The 16,346-nt window shown below is 36.6% G+C and carries 17 protein-coding genes; 8 read left to right on the top strand and 9 right to left on the bottom strand.

The genetic code is table 11. From position 1 onward, the window contains the following. Positions 1-70 precede the first annotated feature (70 nt). A complete protein-coding gene (locus DVK85_RS05690; protein WP_114677511.1) occupies positions 71-754 on the bottom strand; it encodes a response regulator transcription factor in 684 nt (227 codons plus the stop codon). Next, a complete protein-coding gene (locus DVK85_RS05685) occupies positions 751-2,031 on the bottom strand; it encodes a sensor histidine kinase (protein ID WP_114677510.1) in 1,281 nt (426 codons plus the stop codon). Before DVK85_RS05685 ends, DVK85_RS05690 begins: the two co-directional genes overlap by 4 nt. Before the next feature lie 177 nt (positions 2,032-2,208). Here DVK85_RS05685 and DVK85_RS05680 point away from each other — a divergent pair, with 177 nt between their 5' ends. The 8 genes from DVK85_RS05680 to DVK85_RS05645 all read left to right on the top strand — a co-directional run bounded on the left by DVK85_RS05680 (position 2,209) and on the right by DVK85_RS05645 (position 7,953). Next, the gene (locus tag DVK85_RS05680; protein ID WP_114678990.1) at positions 2,209-2,676 is read left to right on the top strand and encodes a DUF1573 domain-containing protein; all 468 of its coding nucleotides are present in this window, start codon (positions 2,209-2,211) and stop codon (positions 2,674-2,676) included. Between the two features lie 132 nt (positions 2,677-2,808). Then, the gene (locus DVK85_RS05675; RefSeq protein ID WP_114677509.1) at positions 2,809-3,291 is read left to right on the top strand and encodes a hypothetical protein; all 483 of its coding nucleotides are present in this window, start codon (positions 2,809-2,811) and stop codon (positions 3,289-3,291) included. Further along, positions 3,281-3,481, top strand: coding sequence for a helix-turn-helix transcriptional regulator (locus DVK85_RS05670; protein WP_114677508.1), 201 nt, complete (start codon positions 3,281-3,283; stop codon positions 3,479-3,481). The genes DVK85_RS05675 and DVK85_RS05670 overlap by 11 nt, the downstream gene beginning before the upstream one ends. Positions 3,482-3,487: 6 nt before the next feature. Next, positions 3,488-3,961, top strand: a complete 474-nt coding sequence (locus DVK85_RS05665) for a methylated-DNA--[protein]-cysteine S-methyltransferase (RefSeq protein ID WP_114677507.1) — start codon at positions 3,488-3,490, stop codon at positions 3,959-3,961. Between the two features lie 90 nt (positions 3,962-4,051). After that, on the top strand, positions 4,052-5,242 hold the full coding sequence (locus DVK85_RS05660; RefSeq protein ID WP_114677506.1) for a serine hydrolase domain-containing protein: 1,191 nt from the start codon (positions 4,052-4,054) through the stop codon (positions 5,240-5,242). A 24-nt stretch (positions 5,243-5,266) separates the two neighbouring features. Then, the gene (locus DVK85_RS05655; protein WP_114677505.1) at positions 5,267-5,980 is read left to right on the top strand and encodes a 3'-5' exonuclease; all 714 of its coding nucleotides are present in this window, start codon (positions 5,267-5,269) and stop codon (positions 5,978-5,980) included. 51 nt (positions 5,981-6,031) lie between these two features. Next, the gene (locus tag DVK85_RS05650) at positions 6,032-6,244 is read left to right on the top strand and encodes a hypothetical protein (RefSeq protein ID WP_114677504.1); all 213 of its coding nucleotides are present in this window, start codon (positions 6,032-6,034) and stop codon (positions 6,242-6,244) included. Between the two features lie 23 nt (positions 6,245-6,267). Beyond that, positions 6,268-7,953: an ABC transporter ATP-binding protein gene (locus tag DVK85_RS05645; protein ID WP_114677503.1), complete on the top strand. Its 1,686-nt coding sequence runs from the start codon at positions 6,268-6,270 to the stop codon at positions 7,951-7,953. A 64-nt stretch (positions 7,954-8,017) separates the two neighbouring features. Here DVK85_RS05645 and DVK85_RS05640 read toward each other — a convergent pair whose 3' ends face one another. From DVK85_RS05640 to DVK85_RS05610, 7 genes are all read right to left on the bottom strand, one after another. Beyond that, a complete protein-coding gene (locus DVK85_RS05640) occupies positions 8,018-8,674 on the bottom strand; it encodes a CoA transferase subunit B (RefSeq protein ID WP_114677502.1) in 657 nt (218 codons plus the stop codon). A 2-nt stretch (positions 8,675-8,676) separates the two neighbouring features. After that, the gene (locus tag DVK85_RS05635; protein WP_114677501.1) at positions 8,677-9,375 is read right to left on the bottom strand and encodes a CoA transferase subunit A; all 699 of its coding nucleotides are present in this window, start codon (positions 9,373-9,375) and stop codon (positions 8,677-8,679) included. 82 nt (positions 9,376-9,457) lie between these two features. Further along, on the bottom strand, positions 9,458-11,776 hold the full coding sequence (locus DVK85_RS05630; RefSeq protein WP_114677500.1) for a penicillin-binding protein 1A: 2,319 nt from the start codon (positions 11,774-11,776) through the stop codon (positions 9,458-9,460). An 8-nt stretch (positions 11,777-11,784) separates the two neighbouring features. Then, positions 11,785-12,276 (bottom strand): gliding motility lipoprotein GldH, encoded by a 492-nt coding sequence (locus DVK85_RS05625; RefSeq protein WP_114677499.1) that lies wholly within the window; start codon positions 12,274-12,276, stop codon positions 11,785-11,787. Beyond that, complete coding sequence (locus tag DVK85_RS05620; RefSeq protein WP_114677498.1) at positions 12,260-13,636, bottom strand: PSP1 domain-containing protein; 1,377 nt, start codon at positions 13,634-13,636, stop codon at positions 12,260-12,262. Before DVK85_RS05620 ends, DVK85_RS05625 begins: the two co-directional genes overlap by 17 nt. A gap of 241 nt (positions 13,637-13,877) precedes the next feature. Beyond that, positions 13,878-15,233 carry an oxygen-dependent tRNA uridine(34) hydroxylase TrhO gene (gene trhO / locus DVK85_RS05615; RefSeq protein WP_114677497.1) on the bottom strand — a complete coding sequence of 452 codons (1,356 nt, stop codon included), beginning with the start codon at positions 15,231-15,233 and terminating at the stop codon, positions 13,878-13,880. Between the two features lie 133 nt (positions 15,234-15,366). Next, positions 15,367-16,317: a hypothetical protein gene (locus DVK85_RS05610; RefSeq protein WP_114677496.1), complete on the bottom strand. Its 951-nt coding sequence runs from the start codon at positions 16,315-16,317 to the stop codon at positions 15,367-15,369. Positions 16,318-16,346 lie beyond the last annotated feature (29 nt).

Raw genomic sequence — 16,346 nt, 5'->3', positions numbered from 1 at the left:
AATCTCGGCTTACAGTCGCAGTATTCAGCATGCACTATGCTAACTGTAAACTACGACTGTAAACTGAATACTACTCCGGTGCTACGAGTTTAAAGCCTACACGGGGTATATTCTCTATCTTAATACGGTCGTCGTCTTTAAATATTTTGCGCAAGCGCGATATAAAAACATCCATACTACGCCCCATAAAATAATCATCTGTACCCCAAATACTGGTTAGTATAACCTCACGTTTAAGTACGGTATTTTTATGCTCTATAAAGAGTTGCAGTAATGCCGATTCTCTTTCGGTAAGCTTTGTAGTTTCACCATTACGCAATATAGTATAGTTTACAGTATCAAAAACAAAATCGGCAATGGTATAAGTACTTTTCTTTATCGCCGATTTTTTCTGGCTCCGTTGTAAGAATACTTCAATTTTTAAAATCAGCTCCTCCATACTATAGGGCTTTACCAAATAATCATCGGCACCAAGTCGTAGTCCTTTTATACGGTCTTCTTTTAGTGTTTTTGCCGATAGGAAAATAATAGGCACCTCTACATCGCGTTCCCTAATGGCTGCTGCAAGTTCAAAGCCATCCATTATAGGCAACATCACATCGAGTATACAAAGATCAAAATCTTCTTGTTTAAAGGCTTCAAATGCTGCCTTCCCATTATCATAATGAGCCACTTCATACTCCTGCTCTAAATTATCTGCAGTAAGAAATGCTAGTGTGTTATCGTCTTCTACATATAGTATTTTCTTTTTCATAAAAGGCTACTGTTAGGTATGGCTATGGTAATGGTTATACCTTTATCGTCGTTATTTTTTATCTTAATTTTCCATTCGTGAAGTTCACAAATCTTTTTTACATAAAAAAGACCTATACCAAAACCTTCTATCTCCTTTTTATTTTCTCTGGGTACACGATAAAATCTATCAAAAACATACTCTAGATGCGATGCAGGTATGCCAGAGCCATTATCTGTAAATTGTAGTTCAAGATGTTTAGCACATTCTTTTATGTTTATATCTACCTCAGGAATATCATTACCATATTTTATGGCATTTTCTACAATATTGTAGGCTATATTATAGAAATGAAACTCATCTGCCGCTATTGTATACTTATCTTTTGTACTGTCTAATTGTATAATCGCAGTAGGGTATTTTAGTGATGCATTATCTTTAACCAAATCCAGAGTTTCTACAAGATTAATCTCTTGTTTTTCAAGCACCATAAGGTCGGCATCTGTCTTGGCTACATTTAGTATACGTTCTATGTGCTGATTCAGTTTATTACTTTGCTGTATTATTATCTGTAAGTACTTGTTTAGTTTTGGGTCTTTCTCTATAGCATCTTGCTTTACCGCATAGTTAGAAGCAATAAGTATAGACGATAATGGCGTTTTAAACTCATGCGTCATGTTATTGATGAAATCCTTTTGTAACTCAGTATATCTTTTCTGTTTCAAAAGTGTAAATACCGAGTAAACATAAATAACAAGTACTAAAAACAGTACTCCTGTATATATCCAATACTGCTGTAACGATGCTATATAATTATAATGCAGATGCGGAAACCGAATGGCAAAATAGTAAATAAGCCCTTCTTTCTTGGTAAAGCAATTTTCGCATTTGGCTATATCATTTTTCACTTCGCTCCCTGTAGCATTTATATAATTACCATACATCATTTCATCCGAAGCACAGTTGTATATAGAATACTCATAATCAATATCTAGTTTTACCTTCTGAAACTCGGTTCTTAAATAATATTCTAGTATATCTGCTTCAAAAACATCATCAACATTTACCACATAGTAATCGTCTGATACTTTTTTAATAGGCGTAGTAACGGGCAACTCGCTATCGTTATCCCTATAAATTTTATCTACAACATCTTGTAGTGCAAAATGAATTTTTTCACCAAACTCTTTACGCTCAAACATAAAAGCCTGTTTAAGCATTACCAACTGCATTGTGATAACACCTATTATAGCTAGTAAGCCAATAAAAACGATTATGTTAAGTTTATTGAATTTCAATTTTAAAAATGTTGTTTGTTACCATTATCCTATATTACTATAAAAAAGCGTATACCACAAGTCGTTAACATGTCATTAACAATAGTTTGAAAACAGTTAACATTTTTATTCAAATAAGTAAATATATTTGTATTGTTAAATAATAAAAACTGTATTAACCTTATAAATCTACTAATTATGAAATCATTGAAATTTACTTTATTTGCTGCGGCAGGGGCTTTATTACTAACATTCTCTGCTAACGCACAATCAGCAGCAGCTAAAAATACAAGAACAGCTACTAGTGAGCAAAAAAACATGCAACCTTCAGAAATCTCTTGGACAGAAGATTCTCATAACTTTGGCGAAATAGAGCAAGGAACACCAGTATCGCATGAGTTTACTTTTAAAAACACTACTAAACAAACTGTGCTTATTACTAATGTAAAAGCATCTTGTGGGTGTACTGCTACTAACTACACTAAAACTCCTATCAAACCAGGAGAAACAGGATCTGTAACAGCAACTTATAACGCACGTAATGGTGGTAACTTTAACAAAACAGTTAGTGTAACTACAAACGATAGCGATGTAAAAAAAGTACTTAAAATAAAAGGAAAGGTAATGACTCCTGCTGTTGAAGCAGCTCCTGCTAAAAAACAATAATTCTTTTTTACAGATTATAAAGATATAAAAGCCACCTGTAACGGTGGTTTTTTTATAAACAAAAAAGTAAAGTATACTTTACATATTGGAAAAATTGTTTTACATTTGATATCTAATCATAATATCAATCCTATGAAAACAAATTTTTTATTTCCGTATCGGCTAAAAACACTTAGTGGTATCCTGTTTAGCATATCATTTATTTTACTAGCATTGTTTTATTCTGTTTCCGAGTTTTCGAATTTCGAGATAAAAGCAAAAGTATTTGCTCTGTTCGGCGATACCGGGCTATTTGGAGAGAATGAAAGCTTTTTCTGGATTGAAAACTCTATTACTGATGAACTGCTCATACTGCTTGTTATTCCGTTTGGGATAATCTTTGCCTTTTCAAAAGAAAAACACGAAGATGAAATGGTTTCGGCAATACGTCTTAACAGCCTTGCATGGGCAACCATTATTAACTATGTTATTATACTTTTGGGTTACCTTTTTGTATATGGCATGCCATTTTTAAACGTTTTAATGGTGGCTATGATATCGCAACTTCTTATCTTTATACTGCTATTCCGCTTTAGAATGTATCGCTTTTATAAAACTGCTGCACATGAAGAATAATATAAAAGTACAGCGCGCCATATATAACCTGACACAGCAGGAATTGGCAGAGAAAATAGGAGTAAGCAGGCAAACCATTAACGCACTAGAAGCAGGGAAATATGTACCCTCTACCGTGCTAGCACTAAAGCTGTCTCAGCTTTTTGAAAAACCTGTAAATGAAATTTTTGAACTCGAAGAAGAAGATTAAATAATTATGGTTCAGGCACACATCAAAACACCGTTAGGCATTACCGCTATAGAAGGCGACACAGAGGGTATTACCAAAATAACAGTGCTTGATGAAGCTATGACTGTATCTAATACAATTGCTACAGAGTTACAGGAAGCTGTAAACCAACTCGAAGAATATTTTGCAGGCAAGCGAAATAATTTCACTTTCAAAATTAACCCACAGGGGACTGATTTTCAGAAGAAAGTTTGGCAGGCACTCTTAGAAATACCCTATGGTAAAACCACATCTTACCAAAAATTATCTATACAACTGGGCGATGTAAAAGCCATACGGGCTGTAGCATCGGCAAACGGTAAAAATCCGTTATGGATAGTTGTACCCTGCCACAGAGTTATAGGTTCTGACGGTTCACTTACAGGCTATGCAGGCGGACTGTGGCGTAAAAAATGGTTACTAGAGCACGAAAACCCACCCATACAACAAAGCCTTTTTTAAGCTAGTAATGTTAGTAGAAATTAGTATAATTTGTCTCAGTAACATATTTTTTAATTAAATTCGTTGCTAAACGTATTATACCATTCTTCTATGAGATTTATTAAAAACTTCCTGCTTTGGTTTGCTATCATCCTTACAGGTATCATTATACTCATGTATATTTTTGAGGTCAATTATCTATTACGAGCCGTTCGTACGATATATTTTAGGGGCGAAACCACCGCTTTTCTTGACGATTATAAAGAATTTCCTAACCGTACTATAGCTAAAGGCACGGTGCAACCATGGGCAATACATAAAGATTATAACAAAGTAAAAGCGACCCAAAGACTAGAAGAAGCCCACGAAAAACTTGAAACAGTAGCCTACCTCATTATAAAAAATGACAGTATCTGGCACGAAAGTTATTATGATGGGTATGATAAAGACAGTAAATCAAATTCTTTTTCTATGGCAAAAAGTGTTGTTTCGGCAGCACTATTTAAAGCTATAGAAGAAGGTAAAATAAAAAGCCTTAACCAAAAAGTAGGCGATTACTTTCCTGAATTTAGCGAAGGGCTTGCGGCAGAAATGACGGTAGGCGACCTATCTTCTATGGCATCTGGGCTAAGTTGGGACGAAAAATATTATAGTCCGTTCTCTATAGTAACCCGTGCCTATTTTGATGATCATCTAGATAAAGTAATACTGGGATTAAAAGTTGTAGATGAACCGGGCAAAGAATTTAAATACCTAAGTGGCGCTACTGAATTGCTAGCAATGGTAATTACAAAAGCTACAGGACAAACACTATCTGACTATGTTTCAGATAAATTTTGGAAGCCTATGGGTATGGAAAATGATGCATTATGGCAAGTAGACAACTTAGATGGCATCGAGAAAGCCTACTGTTGTATAGGTAGTAATGCGCGCGATTTTTCTCGTTTCGGGAAACTGTTTCAACATCATGGTAACTGGGATGATAGAGAACTACTAAATGCTGCATCAATACAAAAAATGATAAATCCTAGGTTTGTAGACACTCCATATTATGGCTACGGCTGGTGGATAAACAACTATATGGGCAAAAAAATGTTTTATATGCGTGGACACTTAGGGCAGTTTGTAATTGTTATTCCCGATGATAAAATTATCATTACCCGACTGGGACACCTAAAAGGACTGCAAACAAGTGAAGACGTACACAGTAACGACTTTTATGTATATGTAGATGAAGCCTACAAAATGATGGGACTGATGCAACCTAGCGAAGGCGAAGGCAACTCGAAAGCATTAAAATAACAAAGGCGCATATTTCATAGTATCATGTTAGAAAAAATAAGACTCGAAAATGTATTATTCCTCGATATAGAAACCGTTCCTGAGCAGGAAAACTTTGAATCGCTAGATGAGGAAACTCAAAAACTATACGATTTAAAAACGCAATACCAACGCAAGGATGGCGAGACGCCAGAGGAGTTTTATGAGCGTGCTGGCATTTGGGCAGAGTTTGGTAAGATAGTGTGTCTATCTGTAGGTTATTTTACATTTAAAGGCGATATACGCCATTTTAGAGTAACCTCTTTTCATGGTGAAGAACCTAAAATATTAAAAGACTTTAATAACCTCATCAATAATCATTTTAGTAAGCCACAATATATACTGTGTGGGCATAACGCTAAGGAGTTTGACTTCCCGTTCATGGCACGCAGAATGATTATTCATGGTATAGCATTGCCCAATAAGTTAAACCTTTTTGGTAAAAAACCTTGGGAAGTACCCCACCTCGACACTATGGAGCTATGGAAGTTTGGCGATTATAAAAGTTTTACCTCGCTAAAATTATTGACAAAAATATTGGGTATTCCATCTCCAAAAGGCGATATAGACGGCAGTCAGGTAGCCCATGTATATTATGTAGAGAAAGACATCGACCGTATTGTAACCTATTGCGAAAAAGATGTTATTGCCGTAGCACAAGTACTGCTGCGTTTTCGCCAAGAAGATTTACTGATTGATGAAGAGATTATACATGTGTAGATCTTATTTTTTTGCTATAAATCACATTAAATAATACAGTACTTTTGTAGTATGATAAAAGAAATAAAGGAATTATACGTAGCCCAAACCGATAATAAGGTAATTGTTTTTAGTACTAACCTAAAAGATTTTGTAATCTCGTTAGATAGTGTTGCTAAAAACCTGAAAAACTATATGTATTACTACAGGGAATTTAAAAAGACCGACTATATAGAACACATCGCTGCCGATGGTCGTAAATTTTACTTACAAAAAGTATTGTAAACCGTTTTCATTACTTTTATAGTATGAATACTCCCCTGCTACATATCGACCATGTTACTATTTCGGCTAAAAAAGAAGGCGAGTGGACTCCCATTGTAAAAGGTAGCGATTTTGTACTCCATCAAAATGAGATACTAGGCATAGTGGGCGAGTCAGGTTCGGGTAAGTCGGTTACTTCATTAGCAGTAATGGGGCTGTTGCCGAAAGGCATTTTAGCAATTACCGAAGGGAAAATTGACTTTGAAGGCAATACTATTGCCACACTTTCGCAAAAAGCACTACGAAAACTGCGCGGTAATGCCATTAGTATGATATTTCAAGAACCGATGAGTTCTTTAAACCCATCGCTAAAATGTGGTTATCAGGTAGCCGAAATACTAAAAGAGCATACCACACTTTCACAAAAAGAAATTAAGGAAACTATACTTTCATTATTTGAGAAAGTGAAGCTACCCAACCCGCATGAAATATACAACCGTTACCCACATGAAATATCGGGTGGGCAAAAGCAACGGGTAATGATTGCTATGGCAATAGCCTGTAAACCTAAAATACTAATTGCAGACGAACCCACCACAGCACTTGATGTAACAGTACAAAAAGAAATCATACTACTCCTAAAAGAGCTACAACAGGAAACAGGAATGAGTATTATTTTCATTTCGCACGACTTGTCATTGGTTTCAGAAATTGCCAATAGGGTATTGGTAATGTACAAAGGTGTAATTGTAGAGCAGGGCGAAGCAATGCAAATTTTCAATAATCCGCAGCACTTATATACCAAAGCACTAACAAGCTCTCGACCTTCGTTAGACGTTCGCTTAAAAAGACTCCCTACTATACAAGACTATCTTACCGAAAATATAGATAGTACTGAAATAAAACCCGAACAACGCAAAAAGGAACACGAAAAACTATACAGCCAACCACCATTACTAGAAGTAGTTAATGTAGAAAAAGAATATGTTTCATCAGCAGGATTATTCGGTAAAGATGTAAAGTTTAAAGCAGTAGATGATGTCAGCTTTAAAATATATGAGGGCGAAACCTTGGGACTAGTAGGCGAATCAGGTTGTGGTAAATCGACACTCGGGAATGCTATACTACAGCTTGACAAACCCACCGCAGGGAAAATACTTTATAGAGGCACAGACCTCAACCAACTATCAACAAAACAGCTACGCGAACTGCGTAAAGAGATACAAATCATTTTTCAAGATCCTTACTCTTCCTTAAATCCACGCCTTACAGTAGGCAGGGCTATAATGGAACCTATGCAGGTACATAAGCTGTATAAAAACGATAAGGAGCGTAAAGAGAAAACACTCGAAATACTAGAGCGTGTAGGGCTTGGCAGTGAACACTTCCACCGTTATCCACATGAGTTTTCGGGTGGGCAAAGGCAACGTATAGGCATTGCCCGAACCATAGCCTTACAACCTAAACTTATTGTATGTGATGAATCAGTTTCTGCGCTTGATATTTCAGTACAGGCACAGGTGCTTAACCTGCTAAATGAGTTAAAAGAAAATTTCGGATTTACCTATATATTTATCTCGCACGACCTTGCGGTAGTTAAATATATGAGTGATCAAGTACTGGTTATGAATAAAGGAAAAATTGAGGAAATGAATGAGGCTGATGCCTTATATGAGCATCCGCAAAAAGAATATACTAAGAAATTGATTGCTGCTATACCAAGTAAGTAGTTATCAGTCGCAGTGTACAATATAAATAGTAACTGCCTAGCGCGACTGATAACTGAGTACTGTATTAAATAACCATTTCAGGAATATCACCTTCTATAATAAGGTTACCTTCTGTGGCTTTTTGTATCTCTTGGACAGTTACACCTGGAGCGCGTTCTAGTAATTTAAACCCTTCGGGTACAATTTCCATCACGGCAAGCTCAGTAACTACTTTTTTAACGCAGCCCACACCTGTTAATGGTAATGAGCAACGTTTTAATAGTTTAGACTGTCCTGCCCTATTTACGTGCATCATTGCCACAATAATATTATCTGCCGATGCTACTAAATCCATAGCACCACCCATACCTTTTACCATTTTACCTGGAATTTTCCAATTGGCAATATCGCCATTTTCAGAAACTTCCATAGCACCAAGTATAGTAAGGTCTACGTGTTGCCCGCGTATCATCCCGAAACTCATAGCTGAGTCAAAAAATGATGCCCCTGGTAATGTTGTTATCGTTTGTTTTCCTGCGTTAATAATGTCGGCATCTTCTTCACCTTCAAAAGGGAAAGGTCCCATACCCAGCACACCATTCTCGCTCTGAAATTCTACCGAGATATCTTCACGAACATAATTAGCCACCAAGGTAGGGATACCAATACCAAGGTTTACATAATACCCGTCTTTAACTTCTTTTGCAATTCGTTTTGCAATTCCTGTTTTATCTAAAGCCATAATTATTTTTGTCTAACGGTTCGTTGCTCAATTCTCTTTTCATACTGCTCCCCTTGGAATATGTGTGTTACAAATATCCCTGGTATATGTATCTCATTTGGGTCAAGTTGTCCCGCAGGTACAAGCTCCTCTACCTCAGCAACAGTAATAGTTGCAGCTCCTGCCATACATGAGTTAAAGTTACGTGCTGTACCTTTAAAAATAAGATTTCCTGCCTCGTCGCCTTTCCATGCTTTTACAATAGCAAAATCTGCCTTGTATGCATTTTCTAGTATGTGCATCTTTCCGTTATACTCTCTAGACTCCTTACCTTCGGCTACTTCTGTACCGTAGCCTGCTGGTGTATAAAATGCAGGAATACCAGCTTGTGCAGCACGGCATTTCTCGGCAAGTGTACCTTGTGGGGTAAGCTCTACCTCTAGCTCTCCACTAAGCATTTGTCTTTCAAACTCGGCATTTTCTCCTACATAAGAAGAAATCATTTTCTTTATTTGCTTTTTTTGTAATAACAATCCAAGACCAAAATCATCTACCCCCGCATTATTAGAAATACAAGTAAGATTTGTAGTGCCTTTTTTAACCAGTTCGTTAATACTGTTTTCAGGTATGCCACAAAGACCAAAACCACCTAGCATGATGGTCATATCGTCTTTTATATTGCGCAAAGCGTCTGTAACGTTTTGTACTTTTTTATTAATCATACAATTTATTTTAATTTTCGACTATAAATATATAAAAAAACGCCTTCTTTTGAAGGCGTTTTTGCTATTATCTTCTACATCCTCAAATACCGAAGAAGTCATCTATATCTTGTTTTTCAATGGCTGTACTATCTTTCTCCACAGCTTTTGAACAATCTACTCTTATTGATAAGTTTTCAGGTCGTTCAAAATTTTCTTTAGAAATTTCGAGCGATTCATTGGCATAACATTTTTTCATATAAAGCCCCCATATGGGCAGTGCCATAGTAGCTCCCTGACCGTAGGTAATACTCCTAAAATGTGCCGAACGATCTTCGTTACCTACCCATACCCCTGTAGCAAGGTTAGGTACCATACCCATAAACCAACCATCACTTTGGTTTTGTGTTGTTCCTGTTTTACCAGCAATAGGATTTGTTAGTTTATACGGGTGTCCTGTAACACGTTTATAACCGTTACCACTCCAAGTCGATTTAAGTCTGTAGCCCGAGCCCGACTCGGTAACTCCTTCTAAAAGTTTAACAACGGCATAGGCAACATCTTTACTCATTACCTCTCTAGTTTGCGGAACATCGTGATACAACTGCACGCCATTTTTATCTTCTATTCGTGTTATTACTATAGGCTTTATATACATTCCTTTGTTAGCAAATGTACTGTATGCCGCTACCATTTCGCTAACGTTTAGTTCTGCTGCACCTAGTGCTATGGCAGGCGTTTCAGGTATCTCGTTTGTTACACCCAGTTTATGAGCCAAGTCAACCACTGCTTTAGGCCCTACCTCATTAATAAGCTTTGCCGATACCGTATTTATAGAATGTGCCAAAGCATACTTCATAGTAACTGCTCCTTCATGTTTATTGTTAGAGTTTTTCGGACTCCAATCAGCAGTAATACCATATTTACCTTTAGGCATTGTAAAAGGCGAATCGATAATAGTGTCACAAGGTGAATGGTGTATGTGCTCTATTGCAGTAGCATATACAAACGGTTTAAAGGTAGACCCTACCTGCCTTGTACCTTGTTTAACATGGTCATACTGAAAGTACCTATGGTTAATACCACCTACCCATGCTTTTACCTGACCCGTTTGTGGTTCCATAGACATTACACCTGTTTGTAAAAAGTGTTTATAATATCGGATAGAATCCATTGGGGTCATTATAGTATCTCTATCTCCTTGCCAGCTAAAAACTGTCATGTTTGTTTTTACGTCAAAAGACTTAATAATTTCATCTTCCGATTTTCCTTGCTTATTCATTACTCTCCATCGTTCAGAGCTTTTCATAGCCCTGTCTAGAATGCGCTTTGTTTCAGCACTAGAGATATTCATAAAAGGTGCATTCTTGTTTTTTTCCTGTCCTATAAAAAATTCTTCTTGTAAGTTAGAAAGATGTTCGTGTACTGCCTCTTCGGCATACTTTTGCATACGAGAGTCTATAGTAACATATATTTTTAGTCCATCTCGGTATATATCATACTCGGTACCATCTTCTTTCAAATTTTCCTTAACCCATGTTCTCATAAAATCATTCCTAATGTATTCTCTTAAATAAGTAGCAATACCCTCATTATGATCTTCAGGGTTAAAATCGAGTTTTATTGGTTTTAAAGCCAACTCTTCTTTAATCTCTGGTTTCAAAAAACCATTTTTCACCATCTGGCTAAGTACAGTGTTACGTCTGTCTAATACTCTTTTTTTTCTTGATTCTCTTGCTGGGTTATACAATGATGGGTTTTTAAGCATACCCACTAATACTGCCGACTCTTCAATAGTTAAATCTTTAGGCTCTTTACCGAAATAGGTTTTTGCAGCCGAACGGATACCTACCGCCTGATTTACAAAATCTACGGTATTCAAGTACATGGCTATAATTTCCTGCTTGGTATATTGCCTCTCTAGTCGTATGGCTATAACCCACTCTTTTGCTTTTTGTGTAATTCGGTAAAGAATATTTTTAGAACCTTCTCCATGAAAAAGGTTTTTTGCCAATTGTTGCGTAATAGTACTCGCACCACCTCCCGCTCCAAGAGATGCAGCAGCACGCAATGTTCCGCGCGCATCAATACCCGAATGCTCAAAAAAGCGTTCATCTTCGGTTGCTACAAGAGCATCTACCAAATTTTGAGGTAAATCGGCATACTTTACAGGTGTGCGGTTCTCAAGATAAAATTTACCGATAGTTACCCCATCAGATGAAATTATCTCAGTAGCCACATTAGAGTCTGGATTCTCTAACTGATCAAATGTGGGCATTTTTCCAAAAACACCCCATGATGCCATGAGGAAAAACAGCACTACAGATACAAGCCCTATTAAAAAAATAGACCAAAAGATTTTTATGTACTTAAAAAAGCCATTGCTACTCTTTGCGCTTTTAGTGTTTTTTTTTGTTGCCATTTATATTATTATTCTGTTGTCTCTATCCTGAAACCTATTTCTGTAATACCCTCTAGTTCTTGTACTCCAGGCACTTTTCCTGCTTCGCGCACTGCCTGCTGAATGTTTACTTTATAAGCTCCCTGTGTTGGGAATTTTACTTGTTCTCTATACCACAATTTACTTTCTTTAACATCCGTAAATCCTTCGCCCATAAGCGTTCCATCAGGATTTGCCATTTGGTATTCTAATGTATCTACTATTGTAAAATCGGTGTCGGGTTGCTGCATTTCTACTATCAAGAAAATGTTGCTGTATGGGTAATCATTATTACTCCTGATGTTAACGAACATATTATACACACTGGTTGTATCCTGTTGTTCAAAGTCAAACGAAGCAATACTGTCTTTATTCCATGCACCATCAAATGACTTATATTCATCAAAGACTCTCTTTTCGTCACAAGAACAGAAAAGGAGTAACAATGCGCCAAAAACAAAAATGCTATTTCTTATCCTCATTACCACCGGGCTTAGTGTTTCGGTTATTATTATTTTTGTTATTTCTATTCTTATTGTTCCTGTTAGCGTTATTCCTGTTATTTTTCTTGGCTCCAGCATCAGTATTTCTACCACCTTCTTTTGCTGGGGCAGCCTCTTTAACAGGTACAGCACCTCCAGGTTTTATAATCATCTTAGCCTTAGGAGCTACTTTACCTTCTGGCGAATTTGCCGTTGCTGGTTTTTTCTTCCTATTGTTATTGTTAGGTCTTTTCTTACGCTTAGGTGCATCAAAACGGGTAAGGCTATCTTGCCCTACTGCATTCTCAAAGTTTTTAGCAACCTCCTCTTTAGTAGTATCTTCAGTAACATATTCTTCTAACGAAGATACACGTTCTTTATTTTTATTAAGTGCCAGCATTTCTTTTACCTGCTCAGCATTAATCATGTGCCAGTGCGCATTATCATTAGCATAAGCAAACCACATATTACCCTTAAAAATATCTACCTTTTGGCAATAAGCATCACCTTTTTCAGTATATAATTTTGTATCAAGGTCTGGTAATTCTTTAAGCGCATCAAGATAAGTATCTAACTCATAGTTAAGACAACATTTTAACTTACCACATTGCCCAGCTAACTTTTGCGGATTTAGCGATAATTGCTGATAACGTGCTGCTGAAGTATTTACACTCCTAAAATCAGTTAGCCAAGTAGAACAACACAGCTCGCGACCACAAGAACCCACTCCACCAAGGCGTGATGCCTCTTGACGGAAACCTACTTGCTTCATCTCTATTCTTGTGCTAAACTCTCTTGCAAAATCTTTAATAAGCTGACGGAAATCTACCCTGTCATTAGCGGTATAGTAAAACGTAGCTTTTGATGCATCACCCTGAAACTCAATATCAGATATTTTCATTTCAAGATTTAAGCGTATTGCTAACTCACGAGCTATAACCTTCATCGGTTCTTCGCGGTCGCGGGCTTCGCGCCAAATATCAATATCACGTTGCGACGCTTTACGGTATATTTTTGCAATTTCACTATCGTCCTTTACTCGCTTTTTCTTCATCTGCATTTTTACCAGTTCGCCCGTAAGGCTCACAATACCAATATCATGACCAGGCGAAGCCTCGGTAGCTATAATATCGCCAATGCTAAGAGTAAGATTATCTGTATTTCTATAAAAGTCTTTACGTCCGTTTTTAAAACGAACCTCAACACAATCAAAAGGTGCTTCGCCTCCAGGGAGGCTCATATTGCTAAGCCAGTCAAAAACAGTTAATTTGTTGCAGCTGTCGGTACCACAGGTACCGTTATTTTTACATCCTTTGGGCGACCCATCTTTGGAGCCCGTAGAACAGTTTGTACATGCCATAATTTAAAATATATATAGTGGTCGCAGCCATAGCCGCTACTCTGTTGTAATAACGTTTTAATGGGTAAAGATAGTATATTTTATGGTAAAAGTATAAAAAGCCATCTCGAAGCTCGCCGCTTGTATTAATACAAAAACTAAATCAGATTATCAGCACTTTACCTACCAGGAGGTTGAGTATTACTTCCATAAAAAAACCTGCACTTGCGTGCAGGTTCGGTATATAATAAGCAACATTGCTTTATTCCTGTGGTAATTTATATAACTTATCCGAAAGGCGTATTCTAAACGGAATGTTCATTGTTACCCTATCATCTTTTTGAGCCACATCGGCAGGCGTGCCATTAACATGCATATTGGTTACAACCAGCTCTTCTCTACCTGTAGTAGGACCCATTATAACAATTTTATCGCCTGTTTTTAACTCGTTTACCATAGTAAACTGCCCTATACTTGCTTTAGTAAAATAATGATCGGCATTACCTACTAGTATTTTGCGTTCTCTTTTGCGAACGCCTTTTACTTTTGGCACTTCGGCTAAAGCAACAGCCGAAACCGTATCACCCGACTTTTTAAACTTCAAGGCATCCGATTTTCCTTTCCTGAAAATCATATTACCTTTCATAATACCACGACGCCTTGCTTTTTGCTCTTCTTCGGGTAGTTGAATTACCTCTACACACGCTGCCGAACAGCACCCTGCCATACTTGTAGCACACTCCTCACACTGAATAAACAGTAAGTGGCATGCCTCGTTAGCACAGTTGGTATGCGTGTCGCATGGCTTACCACACTGGTGGCATTGTGCAATAATATCATCGGTAATACGCTCGCCCAAACGGTGATCGAACACAAAGTTTTTACCTATAAACTTGCTTTCCAGTCCTTCGGCTTTTACCTGACGGGTATATTCTATAATACCGCCCTCTAACTGATATACATTCTTGAAACCTTTGTGCTTAAAGAATGCCGATGCCTTTTCGCATCGGATACCGCCTGTACAATACATCAATAGGTTTTTATCTTCTTTATGGTCTTTTAAATCGTCTTCTATAATGGGTAATGACTCTCTAAATGTTTCTACATCTGGCGTTATGGCGTTTTTAAAATGCCCTATTTCACTTTCGTAATGGTTACGCATATCTACCAAAACCGTGTTAGGGTCTTCTAGCATTTCGTTAAATTCCTGAGCCTTTAGGTGAATTCCCTTGTTCGTAACGTCGAAAGTAGCATCGTTAAGCCCGTCGGCAACAATTTTGTTACGTACTTTTATGGTAAGTTTTAAAAACGAAAGGTCGTCCTGCTCTACCGCCACATTAAGGCGCATACCATTCATAAAAGGGTAGGTTTCTACATGGTCTTTAAAAGCATAGAAATTATCGGCAGGTAGCGAAAGCTGGGCGTTAATCCCCTCGGTAGCTACATATATTCTGCCCAGTACCTCTAGTGGGTTCCAAGCAAGGAATAATTCGTCGCGAAATTGTTTTGGGTCTGTGATGTTTGCGTAGGCATAGAAAGACAGCGTTAATCGTTGCTTACCCGACTGGTCGATAAGCTCCGCTCTTTCTTCTGCGCTTAAAGTGTTGAACAGTTGCATGCTATACAAGTTTTAAGTGAGATAAATTTTCAATATGTACCAACCCCTATTGGCGGGATTGGGTACAAAGATAGAAAATTTTAGGAATTAGGAAATGTAAAAAGCAGTGAAAGACTTTCGGTCAAGGAACGGTTTATAAATCTAATTTTGTTTGATTTAATAACTCTTTGTTTCTTTTTTTTCTTTTTGTTTCTATTGTTTGAGCCCCAACAATTACATCTGTAACATTATATACATTTATCGCTTCAATGGTAACTTCTCCTTCATCATTAATAGATTGTTCAAGTTCTACATCACAAACAACACTTATTCCACTTGAAAAGCTAATTTCCCCATTAAGTACAGAGTTTCTAAATTCAGTATCTCTAAGATTAAAATTTATTGGTTTATCATCATATACACCTTTCCATTTCATTTTAGATTTTTTTAGAACTGGGGCAACTATTTCAATAATTATAGATTCTTGATATATCGGTTCTATTTGTCTCGTATGAATAATGAATCTATCAAAATTCGCTCTCGAAACTATGGACTCTTGTTCATAAGGAATTCTATCTTTATTAAGCAACTGAGTAGATATTTGTTCAACTTTACCATCATCTAAAAGAGCTGAATAAAAGTTAGATTTAAAAATTTTAATTTTATCATTATGTGTTATATAAAAATATAAATCTCTCACATACACCTTCTCGTCCTCCTCTGAGTTATCTTCTTTTTCTAAATCTTGTTTTAATTTTTGAATTCTAAGTTTTATTTCATCCTTTTGAAGCTGTTCATATTCTGTATCAGTATTTAATTTATTTGAAACTATATCGGTTATAACAACAGAAAGTATCCCTCCTAAAAAAATCAATACTTTATTAATTCTTTTTTTCGTTTTCTTTTTTCTGAGAAGTTTATAAAAAGATTTAATTCCTCCTTCTTCAATTGCAATAGCCTCAAATGCTATTTCGCCTTCAAGGTTAAGTGTTACTAAAACTTCTTTAAATATTTTTAATAATTCACTTTCTGCTTTATTTAATACAAAAGCATCCAGTGAATGCTCGTTGTCTTTTAAGTAATAATGTAGTTGAAAATAATCCATATAATTGGTTTTGTTAAATTTAACAAAAT

Source organism: Flavobacterium arcticum, from assembly GCF_003344925.1.
GTDB classification, from domain to species: domain Bacteria; phylum Bacteroidota; class Bacteroidia; order Flavobacteriales; family Flavobacteriaceae; genus Flavobacterium; species Flavobacterium arcticum.
This window is presented reverse-complemented; position numbering and strand designations above follow the sequence as displayed.

Bases quoted from the DNA above. Each gene is read 5' to 3' on its own strand.
- DVK85_RS05645 (WP_114677503.1), top strand. From the start codon at position 6,268: ATGAATACTCCCCTGCTACATATCGACCATGTTACTATTTCGGCTAAA.
- DVK85_RS05620 (WP_114677498.1), bottom strand. From the start codon at position 13,636: ATGGCATGTACAAACTGTTCTACGGGCTCCAAAGATGGGTCGCCCAAA.
- DVK85_RS05650 (WP_114677504.1), top strand. From the start codon at position 6,032: ATGATAAAAGAAATAAAGGAATTATACGTAGCCCAAACCGATAATAAG.
- DVK85_RS05665 (WP_114677507.1), top strand. From the start codon at position 3,488: ATGGTTCAGGCACACATCAAAACACCGTTAGGCATTACCGCTATAGAA.
- DVK85_RS05630 (WP_114677500.1), bottom strand. From the start codon at position 11,776: ATGGCAACAAAAAAAAACACTAAAAGCGCAAAGAGTAGCAATGGCTTT.
- DVK85_RS05625 (WP_114677499.1), bottom strand. From the start codon at position 12,276: ATGAGGATAAGAAATAGCATTTTTGTTTTTGGCGCATTGTTACTCCTT.
- DVK85_RS05670 (WP_114677508.1), top strand. From the start codon at position 3,281: ATGAAGAATAATATAAAAGTACAGCGCGCCATATATAACCTGACACAG.
- DVK85_RS05680 (WP_114678990.1), top strand. From the start codon at position 2,209: ATGAAATCATTGAAATTTACTTTATTTGCTGCGGCAGGGGCTTTATTA.
- trhO (WP_114677497.1), bottom strand. From the start codon at position 15,233: ATGCAACTGTTCAACACTTTAAGCGCAGAAGAAAGAGCGGAGCTTATC.
- DVK85_RS05655 (WP_114677505.1), top strand. From the start codon at position 5,267: ATGTTAGAAAAAATAAGACTCGAAAATGTATTATTCCTCGATATAGAA.
- DVK85_RS05690 (WP_114677511.1), bottom strand. From the start codon at position 754: ATGAAAAAGAAAATACTATATGTAGAAGACGATAACACACTAGCATTT.
- DVK85_RS05635 (WP_114677501.1), bottom strand. From the start codon at position 9,375: ATGATTAATAAAAAAGTACAAAACGTTACAGACGCTTTGCGCAATATA.
- DVK85_RS05675 (WP_114677509.1), top strand. From the start codon at position 2,809: ATGAAAACAAATTTTTTATTTCCGTATCGGCTAAAAACACTTAGTGGT.
- DVK85_RS05640 (WP_114677502.1), bottom strand. From the start codon at position 8,674: ATGGCTTTAGATAAAACAGGAATTGCAAAACGAATTGCAAAAGAAGTT.
- DVK85_RS05610 (WP_114677496.1), bottom strand. From the start codon at position 16,317: ATGGATTATTTTCAACTACATTATTACTTAAAAGACAACGAGCATTCA.
- DVK85_RS05660 (WP_114677506.1), top strand. From the start codon at position 4,052: ATGAGATTTATTAAAAACTTCCTGCTTTGGTTTGCTATCATCCTTACA.